The organism is Micromonospora sp. NPDC023956 (genome assembly GCF_040639195.1).
Lineage (GTDB): Bacteria > Actinomycetota > Actinomycetes > Mycobacteriales > Micromonosporaceae > Micromonospora.
The window spans coordinates 1-17,337 of the sequence record NZ_JBEZZN010000004.1; the positions used below are offsets into that span (position 1 = coordinate 1).

Annotated in this window: 15 protein-coding genes and 2 tRNA genes; 13 read left to right on the top strand and 4 right to left on the bottom strand. The window is 69.1% G+C overall.

The window, feature by feature from the left end; genetic code table 11:
• The first annotated feature begins 379 nt into the window (after positions 1 to 379).
• Entirely contained in the window at positions 380 to 1,390 is a 1,011-nt protein-coding gene (locus AB0F58_RS09650) for a sugar phosphate isomerase/epimerase family protein (protein WP_357140490.1), read from the top strand.
• An 82-nt stretch (positions 1,391 to 1,472) separates the two neighbouring features.
• On the opposite strand, the gene AB0F58_RS09655 is transcribed toward AB0F58_RS09650, so the two are convergent.
• A complete protein-coding gene (locus AB0F58_RS09655; protein WP_357140494.1) occupies positions 1,473 to 1,898 on the bottom strand; it encodes a hypothetical protein in 426 nt (141 codons plus the stop codon).
• Positions 1,899 to 2,163: 265 nt separating this feature from the next.
• Here AB0F58_RS09655 and AB0F58_RS09660 point away from each other — a divergent pair.
• The 4 genes from AB0F58_RS09660 to AB0F58_RS09675 all read left to right on the top strand — a co-directional run bounded on the left by AB0F58_RS09660 (position 2,164) and on the right by AB0F58_RS09675 (position 4,790).
• Positions 2,164 to 2,236 (top strand) — tRNA-Asn (locus tag AB0F58_RS09660).
• 90 nt (positions 2,237 to 2,326) lie between these two features.
• Positions 2,327 to 3,235, top strand: a complete 909-nt coding sequence (locus AB0F58_RS09665; RefSeq protein ID WP_357140497.1) for an FAD-dependent oxidoreductase — start codon at positions 2,327 to 2,329, stop codon at positions 3,233 to 3,235.
• Positions 3,236 to 3,514: 279 nt separating this feature from the next.
• Positions 3,515 to 3,591: transfer RNA gene (locus AB0F58_RS09670), tRNA-Ile, on the top strand.
• A gap of 629 nt (positions 3,592 to 4,220) precedes the next feature.
• Positions 4,221 to 4,790, top strand: coding sequence for a sce7726 family protein (locus AB0F58_RS09675; RefSeq protein ID WP_357140500.1), 570 nt, complete (start codon positions 4,221 to 4,223; stop codon positions 4,788 to 4,790).
• On the opposite strand, the gene AB0F58_RS09680 is transcribed toward AB0F58_RS09675, so the two are convergent.
• Positions 4,756 to 5,787: a beta family protein gene (locus AB0F58_RS09680; protein ID WP_357140504.1), complete on the bottom strand. Its 1,032-nt coding sequence runs from the start codon at positions 5,785 to 5,787 to the stop codon at positions 4,756 to 4,758. The genes AB0F58_RS09675 and AB0F58_RS09680 overlap by 35 nt on opposite strands.
• 180 nt (positions 5,788 to 5,967) lie before the next feature.
• Between AB0F58_RS09680 and AB0F58_RS09685 the strand changes: the two genes are divergently transcribed.
• The 3 genes from AB0F58_RS09685 to AB0F58_RS09695 all read left to right on the top strand — a co-directional run bounded on the left by AB0F58_RS09685 (position 5,968) and on the right by AB0F58_RS09695 (position 8,187).
• Positions 5,968 to 6,858, top strand: coding sequence for a hypothetical protein (locus AB0F58_RS09685; protein WP_357140507.1), 891 nt, complete (start codon positions 5,968 to 5,970; stop codon positions 6,856 to 6,858).
• 722 nt (positions 6,859 to 7,580) lie between these two features.
• Positions 7,581 to 7,874 (top strand): DUF4190 domain-containing protein, encoded by a 294-nt coding sequence (locus tag AB0F58_RS09690; protein WP_357140510.1) that lies wholly within the window; start codon positions 7,581 to 7,583, stop codon positions 7,872 to 7,874.
• A gap of 181 nt (positions 7,875 to 8,055) precedes the next feature.
• Complete coding sequence (locus AB0F58_RS09695; protein WP_357140513.1) at positions 8,056 to 8,187, top strand: hypothetical protein; 132 nt, start codon at positions 8,056 to 8,058, stop codon at positions 8,185 to 8,187.
• A 148-nt stretch (positions 8,188 to 8,335) separates the two neighbouring features.
• On the opposite strand, the gene AB0F58_RS09700 is transcribed toward AB0F58_RS09695, so the two are convergent.
• A complete protein-coding gene (locus tag AB0F58_RS09700; protein ID WP_357140516.1) occupies positions 8,336 to 9,757 on the bottom strand; it encodes a glycosyl hydrolase in 1,422 nt (473 codons plus the stop codon).
• Positions 9,758 to 10,140: 383 nt separating this feature from the next.
• Here AB0F58_RS09700 and AB0F58_RS09705 point away from each other — a divergent pair, with 383 nt between their 5' ends.
• The 5 genes from AB0F58_RS09705 (at position 10,141) to AB0F58_RS09725 (ending at position 14,964) form a co-directional block, all read left to right on the top strand.
• Positions 10,141 to 11,190: a membrane dipeptidase gene (locus AB0F58_RS09705; RefSeq protein ID WP_357140519.1), complete on the top strand. Its 1,050-nt coding sequence runs from the start codon at positions 10,141 to 10,143 to the stop codon at positions 11,188 to 11,190.
• Positions 11,191 to 11,229: 39 nt separating this feature from the next.
• Complete coding sequence (locus AB0F58_RS09710) at positions 11,230 to 12,840, top strand: ABC transporter substrate-binding protein (RefSeq protein WP_357140522.1); 1,611 nt, start codon at positions 11,230 to 11,232, stop codon at positions 12,838 to 12,840.
• Positions 12,841 to 12,908: 68 nt separating this feature from the next.
• Positions 12,909 to 13,781 (top strand): tetratricopeptide repeat protein, encoded by an 873-nt coding sequence (locus tag AB0F58_RS09715; RefSeq protein ID WP_357140524.1) that lies wholly within the window; start codon positions 12,909 to 12,911, stop codon positions 13,779 to 13,781.
• 5 nt (positions 13,782 to 13,786) lie between these two features.
• A complete protein-coding gene (locus AB0F58_RS09720; protein ID WP_357140527.1) occupies positions 13,787 to 13,987 on the top strand; it encodes a tautomerase family protein in 201 nt (66 codons plus the stop codon).
• Positions 13,984 to 14,964 carry a D-2-hydroxyacid dehydrogenase gene (locus tag AB0F58_RS09725; RefSeq protein ID WP_357140530.1) on the top strand — a complete coding sequence of 327 codons (981 nt, stop codon included), beginning with the start codon at positions 13,984 to 13,986 and terminating at the stop codon, positions 14,962 to 14,964. The genes AB0F58_RS09720 and AB0F58_RS09725 overlap by 4 nt, the downstream gene beginning before the upstream one ends.
• A 211-nt stretch (positions 14,965 to 15,175) precedes the next feature.
• On the opposite strand, the gene AB0F58_RS09730 is transcribed toward AB0F58_RS09725, so the two are convergent.
• Entirely contained in the window at positions 15,176 to 17,308 is a 2,133-nt protein-coding gene (locus AB0F58_RS09730; RefSeq protein WP_357141791.1) for a thiamine pyrophosphate-dependent enzyme, read from the bottom strand.
• Positions 17,309 to 17,337 lie beyond the last annotated feature (29 nt).

Sequence of the window (17,337 nt, forward strand, 5' to 3'; positions counted from 1 at the left end):
GTGCGAACCAGAAGTGGACGCTGCCGTAGGTCGGGCGCGCTCCGCTGACGTGTGAGCCGGGGTCCCCGGTCACCACCCGGTGACCGGGGACCCCGGCGCCCGACGTGCCCGCCGCGCCCACCCCCGCTTCGGGCGCGTTGCCGCCCGCCGGCCCTTCCGGACCGGACACGGCGGTCCTAGAGTGGGTGACGGCAGCCGTGACAGGCGGCCGGTGGCCCGGCGGGAGGCGCAACCCGCTGGGTGCCAGGTGCGATCCGTCGGCGATCCGGCGGGCGGCACCCACCGGCCCCTCCCTCCGGCGCGGCCCCTCGTTCCGGGCCGGTCACCCTCGCCCCGGTCCCGCCCACGGAATCCCTGACCACCACAGGGGAGAAGGACAATGGCGCGACCGATCACACTCTTCACCGGCCAGTGGGCCGATCTTCCGTTCGACGAGGTCTGCCGGCTCGCCTCCGAGTGGGGCTACGACGGACTGGAGATCGCCTGCTGGGGTGACCACTTCGAGGTCGACCGGGCACTGGCCGACGACTCGTACGTCGACCGCAAGCGCGAGACGCTGGCCAAGCACAACCTCCAGGTCTTCGCCATCTCCAACCACCTGGTCGGCCAGGCGGTCTGCGACCACCCGATCGACGAACGGCACCAGGACATCCTGCCCGCGCGGATCTGGGGGGACGGCGAGCCCGAGGGGGTGCGCCAGCGGGCCGCCGAGGAGATCAAGGACACCGCCCGCGCGGCGGCGAGACTCGGCGTACGGACCGTGGTCGGCTTCACCGGCTCGTCGATCTGGCACACCCTGGCGATGTTCCCGCCGGTGCCGCCGGCCATGATCGAGCGCGGTTACCAGGACTTCGCCGACCGGTGGAACCCGATCCTCGACGTCTTCGACGAGGTGGGCGTGCGGTTCGCCCACGAGGTCCACCCCAGCGAGATCGCCTACGACTACTGGACCACCAGGCGGACCCTGGAGGCGATCGGCAACCGTCCCGCCTTCGGGCTGAACTGGGACCCGTCCCACTTCGTCTGGCAGGACCTGGACCCGGTCAACTTCATCCTCGAGTTCGCCGACCGGATCTACCACGTCGACTGCAAGGACGCGAAGGTGCGTACCGGCGACGGCCGGCGGGGGCGGCTCTCCTCCCACCTGCCCTGGGCCGACCTGCGCCGGGGCTGGGACTTCGTCTCCACCGGGCACGGTGACGTGCCCTGGGAGGACTGCTTCCGGGCCTTGAACGCGATCGGCTACGACGGCCCGATCTCGATCGAGTGGGAGGACGCCGGGATGGACCGGCTCCTCGGTGCCCCCGAGGCGCTCCGGTTCGTCCGCCGGCTCGCCTTCGACGCCCCCGCGGCGGCCTTCGACGCCGCCTTCAGCACCAACCGCGACTGACGGAACCGGGCGGTTCCGGGGGTTGTACGACGCCCGACGGGCCGGCCGCGCGAGGCGGCCGGCCCGTCGAAGGCAACGCTGATCAGAACGTGCTGCCGTTGGTTCCGCTGCCGGAGGACTTGCTCCGGTTGGTGCTGCTGGTCGCGCTGGTGCCGGTGCCGGTCGAGCTGCCGCCCGCCGAACCGGTGCCGGTGGTGCCGCTGGTCTTCGCCCCGACCGTGGCCGGCGTGCCGGCGAAGGCGTCGTCGGCGGCGGTCAGCTCGTGCTTGCCGTCCCCACTGCCAGTGCCGAGCTTCTCGCCCAGCTTGGAGTGGCTGAGCTTGTCCTTGCCCTCGCTGTAGAGCCGGTTCGCCTGAGCCTGTGCGACCCCGGCCGCCTCCTGCACGGTCGGGTGGTCCAGCACCTTCCGGCCCCGGACGACCAGCTCCTCGTACTTCTCCCGGCCGGCACGGGCGCCCAGGACGAATCCCGCAGCCAGCCCGCCAAGGAACATGATCTTTCCGCGCATGGCGGCTCCTTTCGTACCTGACGCGCTACCGTCCCGTGCCGGGCAAGGCCCGGTCGGGAACGATCGTGTCGCGCCTGCGTCCTCTGTCCGCAGCTAACTACCCATCCTGCTCGCTGCTCATACCTCCCTGGGGCTGGATGGCAATTTGTCCCACCTTCTTGCGGTTCGAAGTTCGGTGGTAACCCACTGGACCAACACCCGGGGGAGTCCTGTACTCTTGTCCCCGTCGCACGGTGCCGGAGAGATCCGGTCCCGGGAAACGCGATCCCCCGTAGCTCAATTGGCAGAGCAGCCGGCTGTTAACCGGCAGGTTTTTGGTTCGAGTCCAAACGGGGGAGCTTTTCCACCAACGCCCGCCGGCATCGCCAGGCGGGCGTCGTCGTCTCCCCGACCGTCGCGCACCGCCGACACCGAGGGGAGGATGGCCGATGTCGGCCGAACCGGACGTCGTCATCGTCGGCGGGGGCCTGGCCGGGCTCGCCGCCACCCGTCGCCTGCACCGCGCCGGAGTGCCCTGGCGACTGCTCGAAGCCGGCGACCGGCTCGGCGGCCGGGTCGCCACCGACCGGGTCGACGGTTACCTGCTCGACCGGGGCTTGCAGGTGCTGAACACCGCGTACCCCCGGCTCGGCACCCTCCTCGACCTGGCCACCCTGAAGCTCGGTTACTTCACCTCCGGTGTCCTGGTGCGCCGGGGCGACGACCTGGTCCGGCTGGTCCACCCGCTGCGCGAACCGGCCGGTGCCCCCGGCACCGCCCTGGCCGGCGTCGGCTCCCTCACCGACCGGCTCCGCCTCGCCCTGCTCGCCGCCGGCTGCGCCACCCTGCCGCCGCGCCGGCTGCTCGACGCCACCGAGACGACCAGCGAGACCGCACTGCGCCAGGCCGGCCTCTCCGACGCGATCATCGAGGAACTGGTGCGACCGTTCCTCTCCGGTGTCCTCGTCGACCGGGAGTTGACGACCAGCAGCCGGATACTGGCCATGGTGTCGCGGTCCTTCGCCCGGGGTCGGATCGGGCTGCCCGCCGAGGGGATGGGCGCGCTGCCCCGGGCCGTCGCCGCGCCGCTGCCGAGCGCCCCGCCCGAGCCCGTCGTGCGCCGGGAGTTGGCCCGCCTCTACGGTCACCCGACCGACGACTGGGAGCACCTGACCACGGTCGCGGTCCCGCACGCCCTGCCGGCCGCTTCTCCGCCGCAGGGGCGGCTGCGCAAGCCGGTCACCCTCGGCGACGGCCTCTACGTCGCCGGGGACCACCGGGACAGCCCCTCCATCCAGGGCGCCCTGGCCAGCGGCTGGCGCGCTGCCGGTGCCCTGCTCCGGGCACTGCGCCCCTGACCCGCCCGGCCCCTCGTCGTCTTCCCCGCGCCCCTGCCTCCCGCCTTCCGCGTCGACCGGTCCCTGGCGTGTCGTACCCGCCGGATTCGCGGCGGAGCGACCCACGGTGGGCGAGCCGGGAGGGCCGGAAGCGCGCGGGGAGTGGGGGTGGAGGGGTCAGCCCTGGTCGATGCAGGCTGTTATCCTCGCGTTGCCCATCGTGCCGGAAGATCGGTGCCGTCGCCCTGCATGGTGGTGGCCGGTTTCCGGGCGGCCGGGTTAGTATCCCGGCGCCGGCAGGGGGCGGTAGCTCAGCGGGTTAGAGCAGGGGACTCATAATCCCTCGGTCGCGGGTTCGAGCCCCGCCCGCCCCACCAGGTAAAACACTAGATCTACGATTTCCCTGGCGTTAATCGTGGTGCGAGCGAGCTACGGCCTGTACCCAGGGGACAGCGAACGGGCGCGGGAAGCGCCAGCGCGGCGAGATCGAGGAGCTACCTAGCGGGTCGCTCAGGGTGAAGGTCTACGCGGGCATCGACCCCTTCATTATAAGGAGCGGCACTACCTCAGCGAGACCATCCCGCCTTTGTGGAGGCCCGCGGAAGGCTATCGAGCACCGGAGGCAGGGCCGCACGACTACACCGACAAGGGCCCGGCCGCACGAGTGCAAGCCGCTCGCCCCGGCATCGATCCGGGCCTGTCCCCCCTACCGGCACCGCCGCGCTGCTCCCAGCCTGCGCGCTATCGCGTAGCGCCTGGCGGTGGGCTCGGCGCGAACCTTGCGCCATCCTCGAAGCCGGGGAACCGGCCATGTCGGTAGAGGACCGAGCCGCCGACACGTGGGGATCAAACGATAGGCGCGGCCAGTGGCTCTCGGTGACGGCGCAGCCCGTCTGCCTTCAGGCGCCGTCGGAGGAACACCGGAGACGTTGCGCTAGAAGCGGAGAACCGCGTATGGAAGTATTGGCGGGCGGTTGGGGCAGCGGATGATCCGAGTGGGGGCACGATGCGCGATAGCGATATCCGTCAGGCGCTAACGGCTCGTCTCGCCACAAAGTACGATTCGCAGCCTGACACTCAGATCCGGCACGAATTGGGTCTCTGTGCTGGTCGTACCCGAGTAGATGTGGCGGTTATTAATGGGCGGATCTCGGGTTTCGAGATTAAGAGCGACCAGGATAAGCTAACCCGGCTAGAGGTTCAGGCCGAGTTGTATAGCCGGGTGTTAGATCGAGCCTCGTTAGTGACTACGGAGCGGTACTTGGACCGAGCTTCCGAGATGATCCCCTCTTGGTGGGGGGTGTGGCTCGCTCTTCCTGGTAAGCGCGCGGTCCGGCTCCGGAGTGTCCGCCGCGGTAGCCGAAATCCAAGTCCGAACCCTTTCTCGGTGGCCCAGTTGCTCTGGCGGGACGAAGCGATGGCGCTCCTACGTGAGCGAGGCAATCACCGCGGCTTGTCTAGGGCGCCGAGATGGTTCGTCTGGGAACGCCTCGCCGAAACCCTAGAGTTGGGGGAATTGCAGGCGGAGGTGCGGCGTGTGCTTAGGACGCGGGACAACTGGCCAGCTCACCCATGACATGCGCGAAATGATGGGATGTTCCCCAAGCTCGCCACTGTGTAGCGCCTCCAGGCCCAGGCTGACGTCTGGCGCAGCGGGCGAGCTCACTGTCGCCCCAAGAGAAATTTGATCCCTCGGCCGGCCAATGGTCGGATGAGGTCAGGGCTTGACACAAATCGTAAAAGCTGTCATTACCGCCGGTCTCGTAGCGAGCCCAACGATAGATCCACCAGTTGTCGCTGGCGGCGTATCTGAGACTGGGCAGGGGGCCACGGACCCCGCTGGGTGGCATGGCTGGATGTGCGATGGCGTAGTCACCAAAATCTGGGCCGCGGTCGGCTAAGCGTCTCCAGAGCTTCCAATCCCACCTCGTTAGAGGTGTCGCTTCGTTGCGCGGGAGGCTCGTAATGGTGGGCGGCATGGCGCCTGATGCGACCACGATGGATGCCCACCCTTGGTTGTCTAGCGAGTCAAGCACGTTCCGAATGACCTGCTCTGCTCGACTGACGTCTCTGTCGGATGAAACTTCGCCCATGTCCACCACCAGGTGGCACCGATCAGGGCTCATCTTGGTGATAGACATAGCTCTGGATATCCGAGGGGCATCGGCGACAGGGTCGGGGTCTGCGGTCGGGCTGCCGAGACGGATGATGGCTGTGCCGTTGTGGAGACGTGCCGCCTCACCGCACGCGGACAGCTGTTCGTCAGGGTCGTGTAGACGGATGACTGGCGCGATAGGGATTCCCCACTGTGCCAGGTCGTCGGCGATCTCCCTGATCAACGGTCGACCGTCATTGTTGACTCTGACGTGCGTGGTGTCCACTCCCAGGGTGAGGCCGGCTGGTGCGGCCTCTCGAACCTTACGAACGAACTTGAGGCCGGATTTGGTTGGACCGTCATCCGAGGGGCAGACCTCAAACAGGGGGTGTATGCGGCTGACCTCGTGGTCTCGTAGTCGCCCTAGCGCTTTGAACTCGCCTTCACGCGCCTTGAGCACGGGCCAGTATCTAGCCATAGCCGCCCCCTGAAGATCGCCGGTTGCGCCGCTAGCTACCCAGGGTAGCTGAGCAAACCCTCAATGTAACGAGTTGACATTGGCGGATGGGCATGGTTAAGGGTTATACGGGAGGGGTGATTGAGCTTATTGCGGTAATTGCGGCTTCTATCCTCGCTGGCTTGCTCTATCGTTCTAGCGGTGGCGTGGGACATTCAGATAGGCGACGTGGTCATTCGGCGGCAGCTGCATCAGCGTGTGGGCGGATCCTGGCAGGGCGGCATAACGCGGCCAGCCAAGAGCGCAGACGTACTTCTCTTCTCATCCCCGGCTGGTGCTCGTTTCGGGTACGACTTTGATGGGTGGCGGCCTGACGGGGCGTTCCACTACACGGGTGAGGGCCAGGTCGGCGATCAGACCTTCGTGCGTGGCAACGCAGCAGTGAGGGACCACCTTGACCGTGGCCTTCGGCTTCGATTCTTCGACCAGGTCAAGCGTTCGGTCGTGCGCTATCTCGGTGAGTTCCGGGTGGACCCGGAGCACCCCTGGTACGCGGAAGAGGCGAGGGACCGGCTGGGGGACCTACGGAAGGTCATCGTGTTCCGGCTCCTACCGGTCAATGCCGAGGCGCCCGAGTTCGGTGCGACGAGCGCGGGCAAGCCGGCAGTGCGGGATGTTCCGATGGAGGCTCACCTTGCCGAGACTTTCCAGGTAGAGCCCAAGCGTGAACCGACGACCGCTGAGCGGCGTGAGGCTGACCTCGTGGAGCGATACGTGGGCGCCGTAACTGCGGAAGGCGGCACCGCGACGCGCAAAGAGATAAGACTGCCCGACCTCGGCAGGGCTCTCTACATAGATCTCTTCGACGGAGGTCGGGCTGAGCTGGTCGAGGCAAAGAGCTCCGCGGCTCGTCACCATGTACGCCTGGCTCTCGGCCAGTTGCTGGACTACGGGCGTTACTTCGAGCACAAGTCTAGGGCTGTCCTGCTTCCGTCCCACCCGGGCTCCGATCTGGTTGACCTGTTACACAGCGTGAACGTCGCCTGCATCTACGAACAGGAGGGTGGCGGCTTCGTGCGCCTGGACCCGTAGGTCATCCCTGGTGCGGGATATGGTGCGAAGCCGTGAATGACTGAGTGAGTGGAGTGACCTGTAGTGGATCACGCTGACAGCCAGGGACCTCGTGAGGTCTTGGTGATCGCGCTGAAAGCCATTCAAGACCCCTCGGCCGCGGGCTCAAGCCCTACCCGCCACAACCCAAACGGATAGGGTATAAGATCCGCTAAGTTGCAGGTCACGGCCGCTTCAGCCGACATGAGGCGACCTCTCGGTTAGCTAACAAATACGCCCGCCTGGCGCGATGTCGTCACGGTGCGGCCGGTGAGTAGTCGGCGGAGGGCCCATTGCATTAGCCGGCGCGACACTCCGGGACGTTCCCACCTCGACGAGAGTGGATGCGGCCAGCGGTGTGTCAGCGTGGGTGTTGAGCCAGAAGACGAGGTCGCCATCGTGTCGGGTAGGCCTTCGGTGGTAGATCCTCCGAGGCCGCGATTCGTGCCCGTCAGCGCTAAACGGTCCATTGTCGACATACGACCGGACAGACCCGCAGTCGTCAAACCGACAGCTCGGTACACCCGCACCACCCGAACGGCCACCATCAGCGGACACCAACCCCCAACCAGAGAGACATCACCTTGTCCTACCCTGCCCCGCACCAGGACCCCTACCAGCAGCAGCCGTATCAGCAGCCCATCTCGGCCGCCCCGGTCAGCCCCTACCAGCCCGCTGGGTACGGGCCGCCGCACCCGCCCGTCATGTACGGGCCGCAGGTCATCGTCGCCACCCAGGCGCCCGCCTCCGGTTGGGCCACCGCCTCACTCGTTCTCGGAATCCTCGGTGTGCTCGGTGGCTGGTGCCTGTTCGGTATCCCGTGCATCCTCGCCGTCATCTTCGGGCATCTCGGGATGGCGAGCACCAACAACGGCACGAAATCCGGCAGGGGCATGGCCGTCGCGGGGTTGGTTCTGGGGTACGTGTTCGTGCTGCCGATGATCGCGCTGACGGTGCTGACGTTCGCTGGTGGTCTCGCGGGGGCGACCGCGCCGTGAGCTGACATCCGGCACTGGGAGCCGCCCACCCGACCAGGGCGGGCGGCTTCTCCGTGTCGGGACAGTCCCGCATGCCCCACCGCCTCGACAATCGCGCACCGGATCTTCCGAACGACCTGCTACGAAGCCGTCCAGCCGGGCCGGGCTCGGGCGGCTTCCGCACGTCGGGAGGAGATCCACCATGCCGAGGAAGACCACCATCCGCCGGAAACCATCCCCGCCGCCCTCCTGGGTGCCCTGGCTGCTCGCGGCTCTCGGGCTCGTCGCCGAGATGGTCAGGCTCACCAGCGAGGCGCTGGCGGCGTTCGGGTAGCCGGACGGGGCGTCTCCCGTGGTCCCCATTGCCGCCGACGCGCGGCCTGCGCTCCGACACAGGTTCGCGAGGCGTCGCCCGGCACGCGCCGACGTCCACCCGGCCCGCACCGCGCCGCCGGGTGGGCGTCGACCGCTCACGGGCACGACTACCCGGGCACGCTCCACCGCTGGTTGCCCTGGCCGTTGCAGGTCCAGATCTGGAGGCGGGTGCCGTCGGCGGTGCCCTGACCGGTGGCGTCGAGGCACCTGCCGGTGGCGGGATTGGTCAGCGTCTGCGCGTCCGCGTCGTAGCGCCACTGCTGGTGGGGGTTGCCGGTGATGCAGTCCCAGAGCTGGACCCTCGTACCGTCGGCGTTGCCGCCGCCGTCGACGTCGAGGCACTTGCCGAGGGCACGGACGGTGCCGTCGCCGGCCCGGGTCCAGGCCTGCGCGGTGCCGTCGGGATCGCAGGTCCAGAGCTGGACGGCGGTGCCGTTGGCGCTGTTGGCGGCGGCCACGTCGACGCACCTGCCGCTGGCGATGCCGCGGATCTTGCCGGTGGGCGGGGGAGTGCTGCCGCCGCCGAGGTTGACCTCGCCCTGGTTGAGCACGCGCGGGTGGTAGTACGCGTTGCGGATCTCGGTGTCGGTGTTGTTGCCCCGCAGGTGCTCGGACCAGATCATGAAGTAGGCCCAGCGGGGCTGGCTGTCCAACAGGGAACCGGTGGGCATCTTGCCCAGCTCGGCGAGTGCGATGGGCTTTCCGCCCGCGATCGACTGGATCTGCTGGTAGTCGCCGACCGAGGGGTGGCTCTTGTACCAGACGTCCAGCGACACCACGTCGACGTAGCTGTCGCCGGGGTGGTAGCCGGCCCAGCCGCCGGCCGGGTTGTCCTGCACGTTCCACACCCACACCAGGTTGTCGAGTCCCTGGCTGTCGAAGTAGTCGCGCATCTGCTGGTAGAGCTTGGCTCCTCCGTTGGCGCCGGGGCGCGCTCCCCACCAGTTCCAGCTCTCGTTCATCTCGTGGAAGGGCCGCCACAGCACCGGCACGCCCGCGTCCCTGAGCTGTCGCAGGTACGGCACGACCTCGGCCATCCGGTTGCGCCAGGTCTGGTTGAGCGCGGTGCCACCGGTGACGATCTGCTGGAACTGCGCGTCGGTGACGCGCGTCTTGACGCCGCCCTCGAACTCGCAGGTCCGGCCGACGGTGGGCGAGCAGGCGTGCCAGGTGAGGGTGACCAGGGAACCGTTGGCCCACTCGGTCTTCGCCTGGTCGATGACGCGCTGGCGGTTGCCGACGTCGTCGGCACGGAACATCATGTCGCCGCCCCACAGGCCCGGGTACTGCCCGGTCACGTCGTGGACCTGCCGGGTGTACTGGCCGGGCTGGCTGGCGGGTTCCTTGTTGTGCTGGCCCGAGACGACGTTCGAGCCGGTGACGGACCGCAGGTAGGCGAGGACGGTCGCCCTGGTCGTCGGCGCGAACGCCGCAGCGGTGTCCGGGGTCGGGGCGACCACGACCGGTAGCAGTCCGGCCGCCACGGCGACGGCGACCGCCGCTACGGCCCGCAGGGATCGCGTTGTCATGAATCTTCTCCTCGGTCGGGGAAGGGGACGGGGGTGGGGCGGCCGGCGGCCCCGCGCCCGGCGCGGCAACGTGAGGTCGAGCCGCTGCTCACGCCTGCTGAAGCGGTTCAGTAAACCCACCTTACCGTCAATGATCGGTGGACGTCTATGTCCAGGCGTCGGCCGCCGGCCTGCGTCCCTTCTGGGGCTTCGGTGGGTTTCGTCCGGCTTCCTGGTCGTTGCCGCATTCGTGCCTGGGTGCCGGACGACAGCGGATATGACTACGCCATATTGACGAAATTCGTCGCTGAGGAGTGTCTAGGCGACGAGTTTCCGAGGATCTATGGACAGTAAGTGGCAGTTCTCGTAGAGTCCCAGCATCTTCCGATGATCCTGGAGATGACGTGAACACTGCCGCCCCGGAACGTCCCGTCCACTCGCCGACCGAGCTGCACGCCGCTGCCACCGTGGTGGACGGAAGCACGGTCATCGAGCTCAGCGACGCCCACCTCGACCGGATCCGGCGTGGGGGTGTCACCGCTGTCAACCACACCGTCACCAGGCCGTACGCGGACACGGTCACCGCCCTGCGGGAGGTGAACAAGTGCCGTCGGTGGATCGACGCGCACTCCGACCAGGTGCTGCTGGCACTGACGGTCGCCGACATCGAGCGGGCCAAGGCCGAGGGCAAGGAAGCCGTCATCCTCGGCCCGCAGGACACCGAGATGATCGGTGTCGACCTCGACCTGCTGGGCACCTTCTACGACCTCGGTGTCCGCATCCTTCAGCTGACCTACCAGCGGCAGAACCTGCTCGGTGCCGGCTGCGGCGAGGAGACCGACTCCGGTCTGACCCATCGGGGGCGCCGCTTCGTCCAGGCGATGGACGAGTTGGGCATCCTGGTCGACGTCTCGCACTGTGGCGAGCGCACCGGCCTGGACGCCATGGAGACGTCCGCCAAGCCGGTCGTCGTCACCCATTCCTTCTGCGACGCGATGTCGCCGCACATCCGGGCCAAGTCCGACGGATACCTGCGCACCCTCGCGGAGCAGGGCGGCGTCATGGGTATCACCACCTTGTCCGGGTTCCTCTACTACCCGGAGGACCCGTCCCGGCGTCCGGATCTGGCCCGCTTCGTCGAGCACGTCAGCCGCGTGGTGGAGGTGGCGGGTATCGACCACGTCGCGATCGCCACCGACTACGACGAGACGTGGACCGAGCCGATGCGGATCGCCCAGTTGAAGGCCATCGCCCGGTCGAACTCCAAGGAGCAGCAGAACCTCCTCGGTGACTTCGGCTGGAACGAGCGTCGGGCGATCGGCATGGACGACGCCGCCGACTTCCCCAACTTCACCGAGGCGCTTCTCACCGGCGGCTTCTCGCCGGAGGACGTGACCAAGATCCTCGGCGGCAACTGGCTCCGGGTCTACGGGGAGACGTGGAAGCCGGCCTGACCCGTAAGCGCTGATTCGTGACACCAGCCAAGGAGACCCATGCGAACCCGATTTTTGACCAGAGCGCTGGCGGTGGGCGTCGTCGCGGCGCTCGCGGCCGGTTGCTCCGGAGGTGGTGAGCCTCCGTCCACCGACGGTGACAGCTCCAACGACGGCCTGACCAGCAACGTTCGCCTGGAGGACGAGACGCAGGCGGGCACCCCGAAGCCCGGGGGACGGCTCCGGATCATGATCCGGCTGGACGCCAACGAGCTCGACCCGCACCGGATGTCGGAGACCTCGGCCTTCGTCATCAACGAGCAGATCTACGAGTCGCTGGTGCAGTCGTACCGGGGCGAGATCAAGCCGGCGATCGCCGAGTCGTGGGAGCAGAGCGCGGACGGGACGGGCCTGACCTTCAAGCTCCGCGACAACGCCTACTTCCACAGCGGGCGGAAGATCACCGCAGCGGACGTGAAGTACTCGATCGAACGGATCAAGGACCCGGCGACCCGGGCGCCCCGGGCCCGCAGCTACGAGGGCATCACCTCGGTCGAGGCGCCTGACGAGCGGACCGTCGAGATGAAGCTGGCCAAGCCGAACGCGGCCATCCTGACCCTGCTCTCCACCGCCGCCTCGTCGGTCGTGGACAGGACGGTGGCCGAGGCGGCCGGTGGGCTCAACGGCAGCGTCGACGGCGGTAGCGGCCCGTTCAAGATCGCTTCCCGGGTCACCGGTCAGGCGATCAAGCTCGACAAGCACGACAAGTACTGGGAGCAGGGCGTTCCCTACCTCGACGGGATGGACTTCACCTTCAACCCGGACGACAACGCCCGCGCCGCGGCGATCCGCAGCGGCACGGTCGACTTCCTCTGGCGTCCGGCGCCCGAGTTCATCGACGCGCTCAAGCGCGACGAGAAACTCAAGTGGTACGGCGGCTCGGGCTCGCTCTCCCTGCACGTGCGACTCAACACCTCGAAGGCGCCGTACGACAACGTGAAGGTCCGGCAGGCCATCTACCTGGCGCTCGACCGCCAGGAGATCCTCAACGTGGCCAACTCCGGGTTCGGCACCCCGCTCAACGCCGGTTACCTGCCGCCCGACCGGTACGGCGCGGTGACCGAGCCGATCTACGCCAAGGCCGACGTCGAGAAGGCCAAGGCGCTGCTGGCCGAGGCGGGCTACCCGAACGGCTTCGAGGCCAAGCTCATGGTGATCGCCACGTCGGCGTTCCAGGTGCGCTCGGCCGAGGTGGAGCAGCAGCAACTGGCCAAGATCGGCATCAAGGTGACCATCGAGTCCGTCGAGTCCACCATCGCCGACTCGAAGACGAAGTCCGCCGACTTCGACATGTACCAGTCCGGCTTCGGCCTGACCTACGACCCGGACGAGCGGTTCTCGGCCAGCTTCCTCAAGGGCGGCGGGCTGAACTACGGCAACTGGACCGACCCGGAGTACGAGAACCTGATCGTGCAGGCCCGCTCGGAGCTGGACAAGGAGAAGCGCGCCGGGCTCTACCAGCAGGCCGAGAAGATCCTCGCCGAGCGTGGTCCGGTGGCCATGACCTTCCTCAACGCGGACTTCGACGTCGTGCAGAAGGACGTCATGGGCTACCGGGGCGACGCGACCCCGACGTACCGCTTCTACCGGAACATCTGGCTCGACCGATGAGGAGCCGTGGCGGGGGCGCCAATCCCGCGGGCGCCCCCGCCACCACCCCCGGCACGAAAGGCAACCCCATGACGTCCGTACCGCTGACCCACCGCTACGTCATCGCCGCCCGGCTCAAGGGCTACCTGAACAAGCACGACGAGTCGGTGGCCCTGCTCACCGAGGCGCTCGAACTGGAACCGGGCAGCCCCCGGCTGCTGCGGTTCCGGGGCCACCGCCGGATCTCGACCGGCGACTACACCGGCGCGATCGAGGACCTGCGCACCGCGGCCGACGGGCTGGCCGGGGTCGAGGACGAGTACGAGATGTACCAGCCCGAGGTGGAGAAGGACGTCGTCAGCCTGATCCTCGGCCGGCCCGAGCAGGTACGACCGCAGCACCTCAGCGAGACCGAGGCCGCCGCGGACCCGCAGGCGCTGGAGCGGTACAACACCACGCTGCACTGCTCCGTCTGGTACCACCTCGGCGTCGCCCAGTACCTCGCCGGCGACCTGGAGGGCTGCCTGCCCAGCTTCCGGGAGGCCGAGCGGTCGGCCCGGCACCAGGAGGGCCTGGTGGCGTCGCAGGACTGGCAGTACATGGCGCTGCGCCGTCTCGACCGGCCGGCCGAGGCCGAGCAGGTGCTCGACCGGTTCCGCGAGATCGCCCTCGTCGAGGACGACCACCTGGTGGGATACGAGGGCCGGATGCGCCTCTACACCGGTGACATCACCCCGGAGCAGCTCTGGGCGATGTGCGACGGCAACAGCCTGAAGACCGTCACCCAGGGCTACGGCCTGGGCAACTGGCACTACTACAACGGCGACGTCGACTCCGCCCGCGAGGTCTTCGACGGGGTGCTGCGCACCGGTGTCTCGCACGCCTTCGCCTACCTGGCCGTCAAGGCCGAGTACTCCCGCAACCCCGACTTCGCCGGGGCCACCGCACCGAAGGGGAACTGAGGACCATGGCAATCATCCGTGCCGAGATCGGCAAGCGTGACCAGGAAACCAAGGAAGCGATCATCGCCGAGCTGACCGACGTACTGGTCAAGTACGGCTCGCCGCGCGAGAACACCCACGTCCTGCTCTACGAGGTGTCGTACGACAACTGGGCCAAGGGCGGGGTGACGTACAACAACCGGAAGCGTGCGCAGGAGACATCATGACCTCCGACGGCCGGGGGCCGCACGTCCTGCTCACCCCGAACCTGGCCGACCTGCTGCCCCAGCTGCGCGAGCGCTACCCGCACTGCCGGTTCACCCCGGTCCCGGACGACGAACCGGTCCGCCAGGAGTGGCTGGACGCCGAGGTGATCCTGCGCAGCGCGATGAACGAGGACACCTTCGACGAGCTGCTGGCCAAGTGCGACGGGCTGCGCTGGGTCCAGATCACCGCCGCCGGCTTCGACTGGGTGACCGGCGAGACCATGCAGCGGCGTCTCGCCGAGGGGCTGGTCTACACCCGCTCGCCCAACTCCTACAACGTGCCGATCGCCGAGTACGTCGTCGGGGCGGTGCTGCTGCACTTCCGGGCGTTCCCCGCGCACCATGCGGCGCAGGAGCGCCGGGAGTGGGTCCGGATCGTCGCCCGGGACGTCATCGGCAGCACCATGGTGGTCTTCGGCACCGGTGGCATCGGCCGTGAGGTGGCCTGGCGGGCCCGGGCCCTGGGGGCCACCGTGATCGGGGTCAACCGCACCGGCGCCCCCGCCGAGGGGTTCGACCGGGTGGTGGCGTACGCCGACCATCTCGCGGTGCTCCCCGAGGCCGACTCGGTGGTGCTGGCCATGCCGCTGACCACGGAGAACCGGTACTTCTTCGACGCCGAGCGGTTCGCGGCCATGAAGGAGACGGCGGTCCTGGTCAACGTCGGTCGGGGCGCGCTGGTCGTCGAGGACGCGCTGGTCGACGCGATGCGTCAGGGCCGGATCGCCGGTGCCGTGCTCGACGTGTTCGAGGAGGAGCCGCTACCGGCGGACCACCGGCTGTGGAGCCTGCCGAACACGACGGTCACCCCGCACACGTCGTTCCGGGGCTCCGGCAACCTGCAACGGCTCTACGCCGACTTCTGCGCCAACCTCGACCGCTACCTGGCCGGCGCGGAACTGGCCGGCACGAAGCGACAGCCGGACCTGGGGTACTGACTCCCGGTCCCGGCCGGCGGCGGCCCACCCGATCACCGGGTGGGCCGCCGCCGTCGTGCCGTCCCGACCCGTTCCGCGAAGCCGGTGCCGCCGCCGATGCCAGCGCCGGTGGAGATGCCAGCGCCGGTGGGGATGCCGACGAACCAGGGGACCCTTCCCACCCGAGAAGCGGTGGGAAGGGTCCCCTGCGGCCGTCCGGCGGGGTGTTGGTTCAGTCGAGCAGGGCGCGGGCCGCCGCCCGCACGTCGTCCTCACGCAGCAGGACCTGGTCGGCGGCGGGACCGAGCGGCACGTAGCTGTCGACGCTGTTCACCCGGGCGATCCGGCCGGTGAAGCCGGCGTCGACCAGGGCGGCCACCACCGCCTCGGAGACGCCGCCGCTGGTGCGGGTCTCGTCGACGACGAGGACCCGCGAGACGCCGTCGAGCGCGGCACGCATGCTCACCGTCGGCAGCGGCGCGAGCCACTGGAGGTCGACGACCCGGGCGCCGACCCCGTCCCGGGCCAGCTCGCCGGCCACCCGCAGGCTCATCGGGACGCCGTTGCCGAAGGTGACCATCGCCAGGTCGGTGCCCTCGCGGACCGTCCGGACCTCGCCCAGCGGGTTCTCGGTCGCGGCCCACCGCGCCGGCTCGGGGTAGCGGGCCAGCCAGCCGCCGTCGCCGTCGGTGTGCAGGTCCCGCCGGTGGTAGAGGGCGATCGGTTCGAGGAAGACGCACACCCGACCCTCCTGCTCGGCCAGGGCGAGACACTGGCGGAGCAGGGCCGGCGCGGTGGCCGGGTGCGAGGCGACCGCCAGGGCCAGGCCGGGGATGTCGCGGAGCACCGCCACCGAGTTGTCGTTGTGGAAGTGCCCGCCGAACCCCTTCTGGTAGGCCAGGCCGGCGATCCGGACCACCATGCCGTTGGCGTACTGCCCGTTGGAGAAGAAGCGCAGCGACGCGGCCTCGCCGCGCAGCTGGTCCTCGGCGTTGTGCAGGTAGGCGAGGTACTGGATCTCCGGGATCGGCAGGGTGCCGGCCAGGGCGCCGCCGAGCGCCACCCCGAGGATGGTCTGCTCGTCGAGGAGCGTGTCGAAGACCCGGCTGGCGCCGAACGCCTTCCGCAGTCCCCGGGTGGCGCCGTAGACGCCGCCCTTGCGGGCCACGTCCTCACCGAAGACCTGCGCCTGCGGCCAGGTGAGCAGCGCGTCGTGCAGCGCGGCGTTGACCGCCTGGGCCAGGGTGAGCGGGCCGCGGGCTTCGGGGAGCCGTCCGCCGAACACCCGCTCCCGACCGGTGCCGACCCGCTGTGCGGCCCGGCTGACCTGCTGCACCCGGCGGGTGGTCAGCGGGGCGGTCACCGCCGCCGGGTCGGCCAGCCGGTCGACCCGGCCCAGCATCGACTCGGCCTGGTCCATCACCAGCTTGCGGGCGTGCTCGTAGCGGGCGAGGCTCTCGGCGGGGCTCAGGATCCCGCGTCGGGCGAGCAGCGCCGCCGTGGCCAGGATCGGGTCGCGGGCGTAGTCGGCGACGATCTCCGCCTGGGTACGGTAGGCCAGTTCCGCGTCCGAGCCGGCGTGCCCCATGAACCGCACGGTGCCCAGGTGCAGTACGGCGGGTCGTCGTCCGGTCCGCACCTGGTGCGCCACCTCGGCCGCGACGGTCAGCAGGCGGGCGGGATCGGTGCCGTCGGCGTGCACGTAGTCGATGCCGGGCAGGGCCGACAGCATCCGCCGGACCCAGCCGTGCGGGGAGCGGGTGCTGATCCCGATGCCGTTGTCCTCGCAGACGAAGAGCAGCGGCATCGGGATGCCCTGGTGGGCGCTGTACCCGACGGCGTTGAGCGCACCGGCCGCCGTGGAGTGGTTGGCCGACGCGTCCCCGAAGCTGCACACCACCACGGCGTCGGCCGGGTAGCCGGTGTCGGTGGTGCCCCGGTCGAGCGCGAACGCCATGCCCATCGCCCGGGGCAGGTGCGAGGCGATCGTCGAGGTCTGCGGGATGATGTTCAGGCCCCGGTGGCCGAAGACCTTGTGCCGTCCGCCGGAGATCGGGTCGTGCCGGGACGCGGCCGCCGAGTGCAGCACGTCCGTGATCGGGGTGGATCCGGGCACCTGACCGGCCCGCGCGGCGTAGAAGCCACCGGACCGGTAGTGCAGCAGCGCCGGATCGGTCGGACGGAGCGCCAACGCGACCGCGGCGTTGCTCTCGTGGCCGCTGGAGCCGATCGTGTAGAAGCCCTCCTGCCGGGACTGCAACCACCGCAGCGCGAGGTCGAGGTGCCGGCTCTGGATCTGGGCGTCGAGGTGGTCCAGCAGCAGTCCGGGGTCGACGTCGACGTCCGGGGAGGTTTCCTCGGGCAGGGGTCGGCCCGCCGACCAGCCGGTGAGGT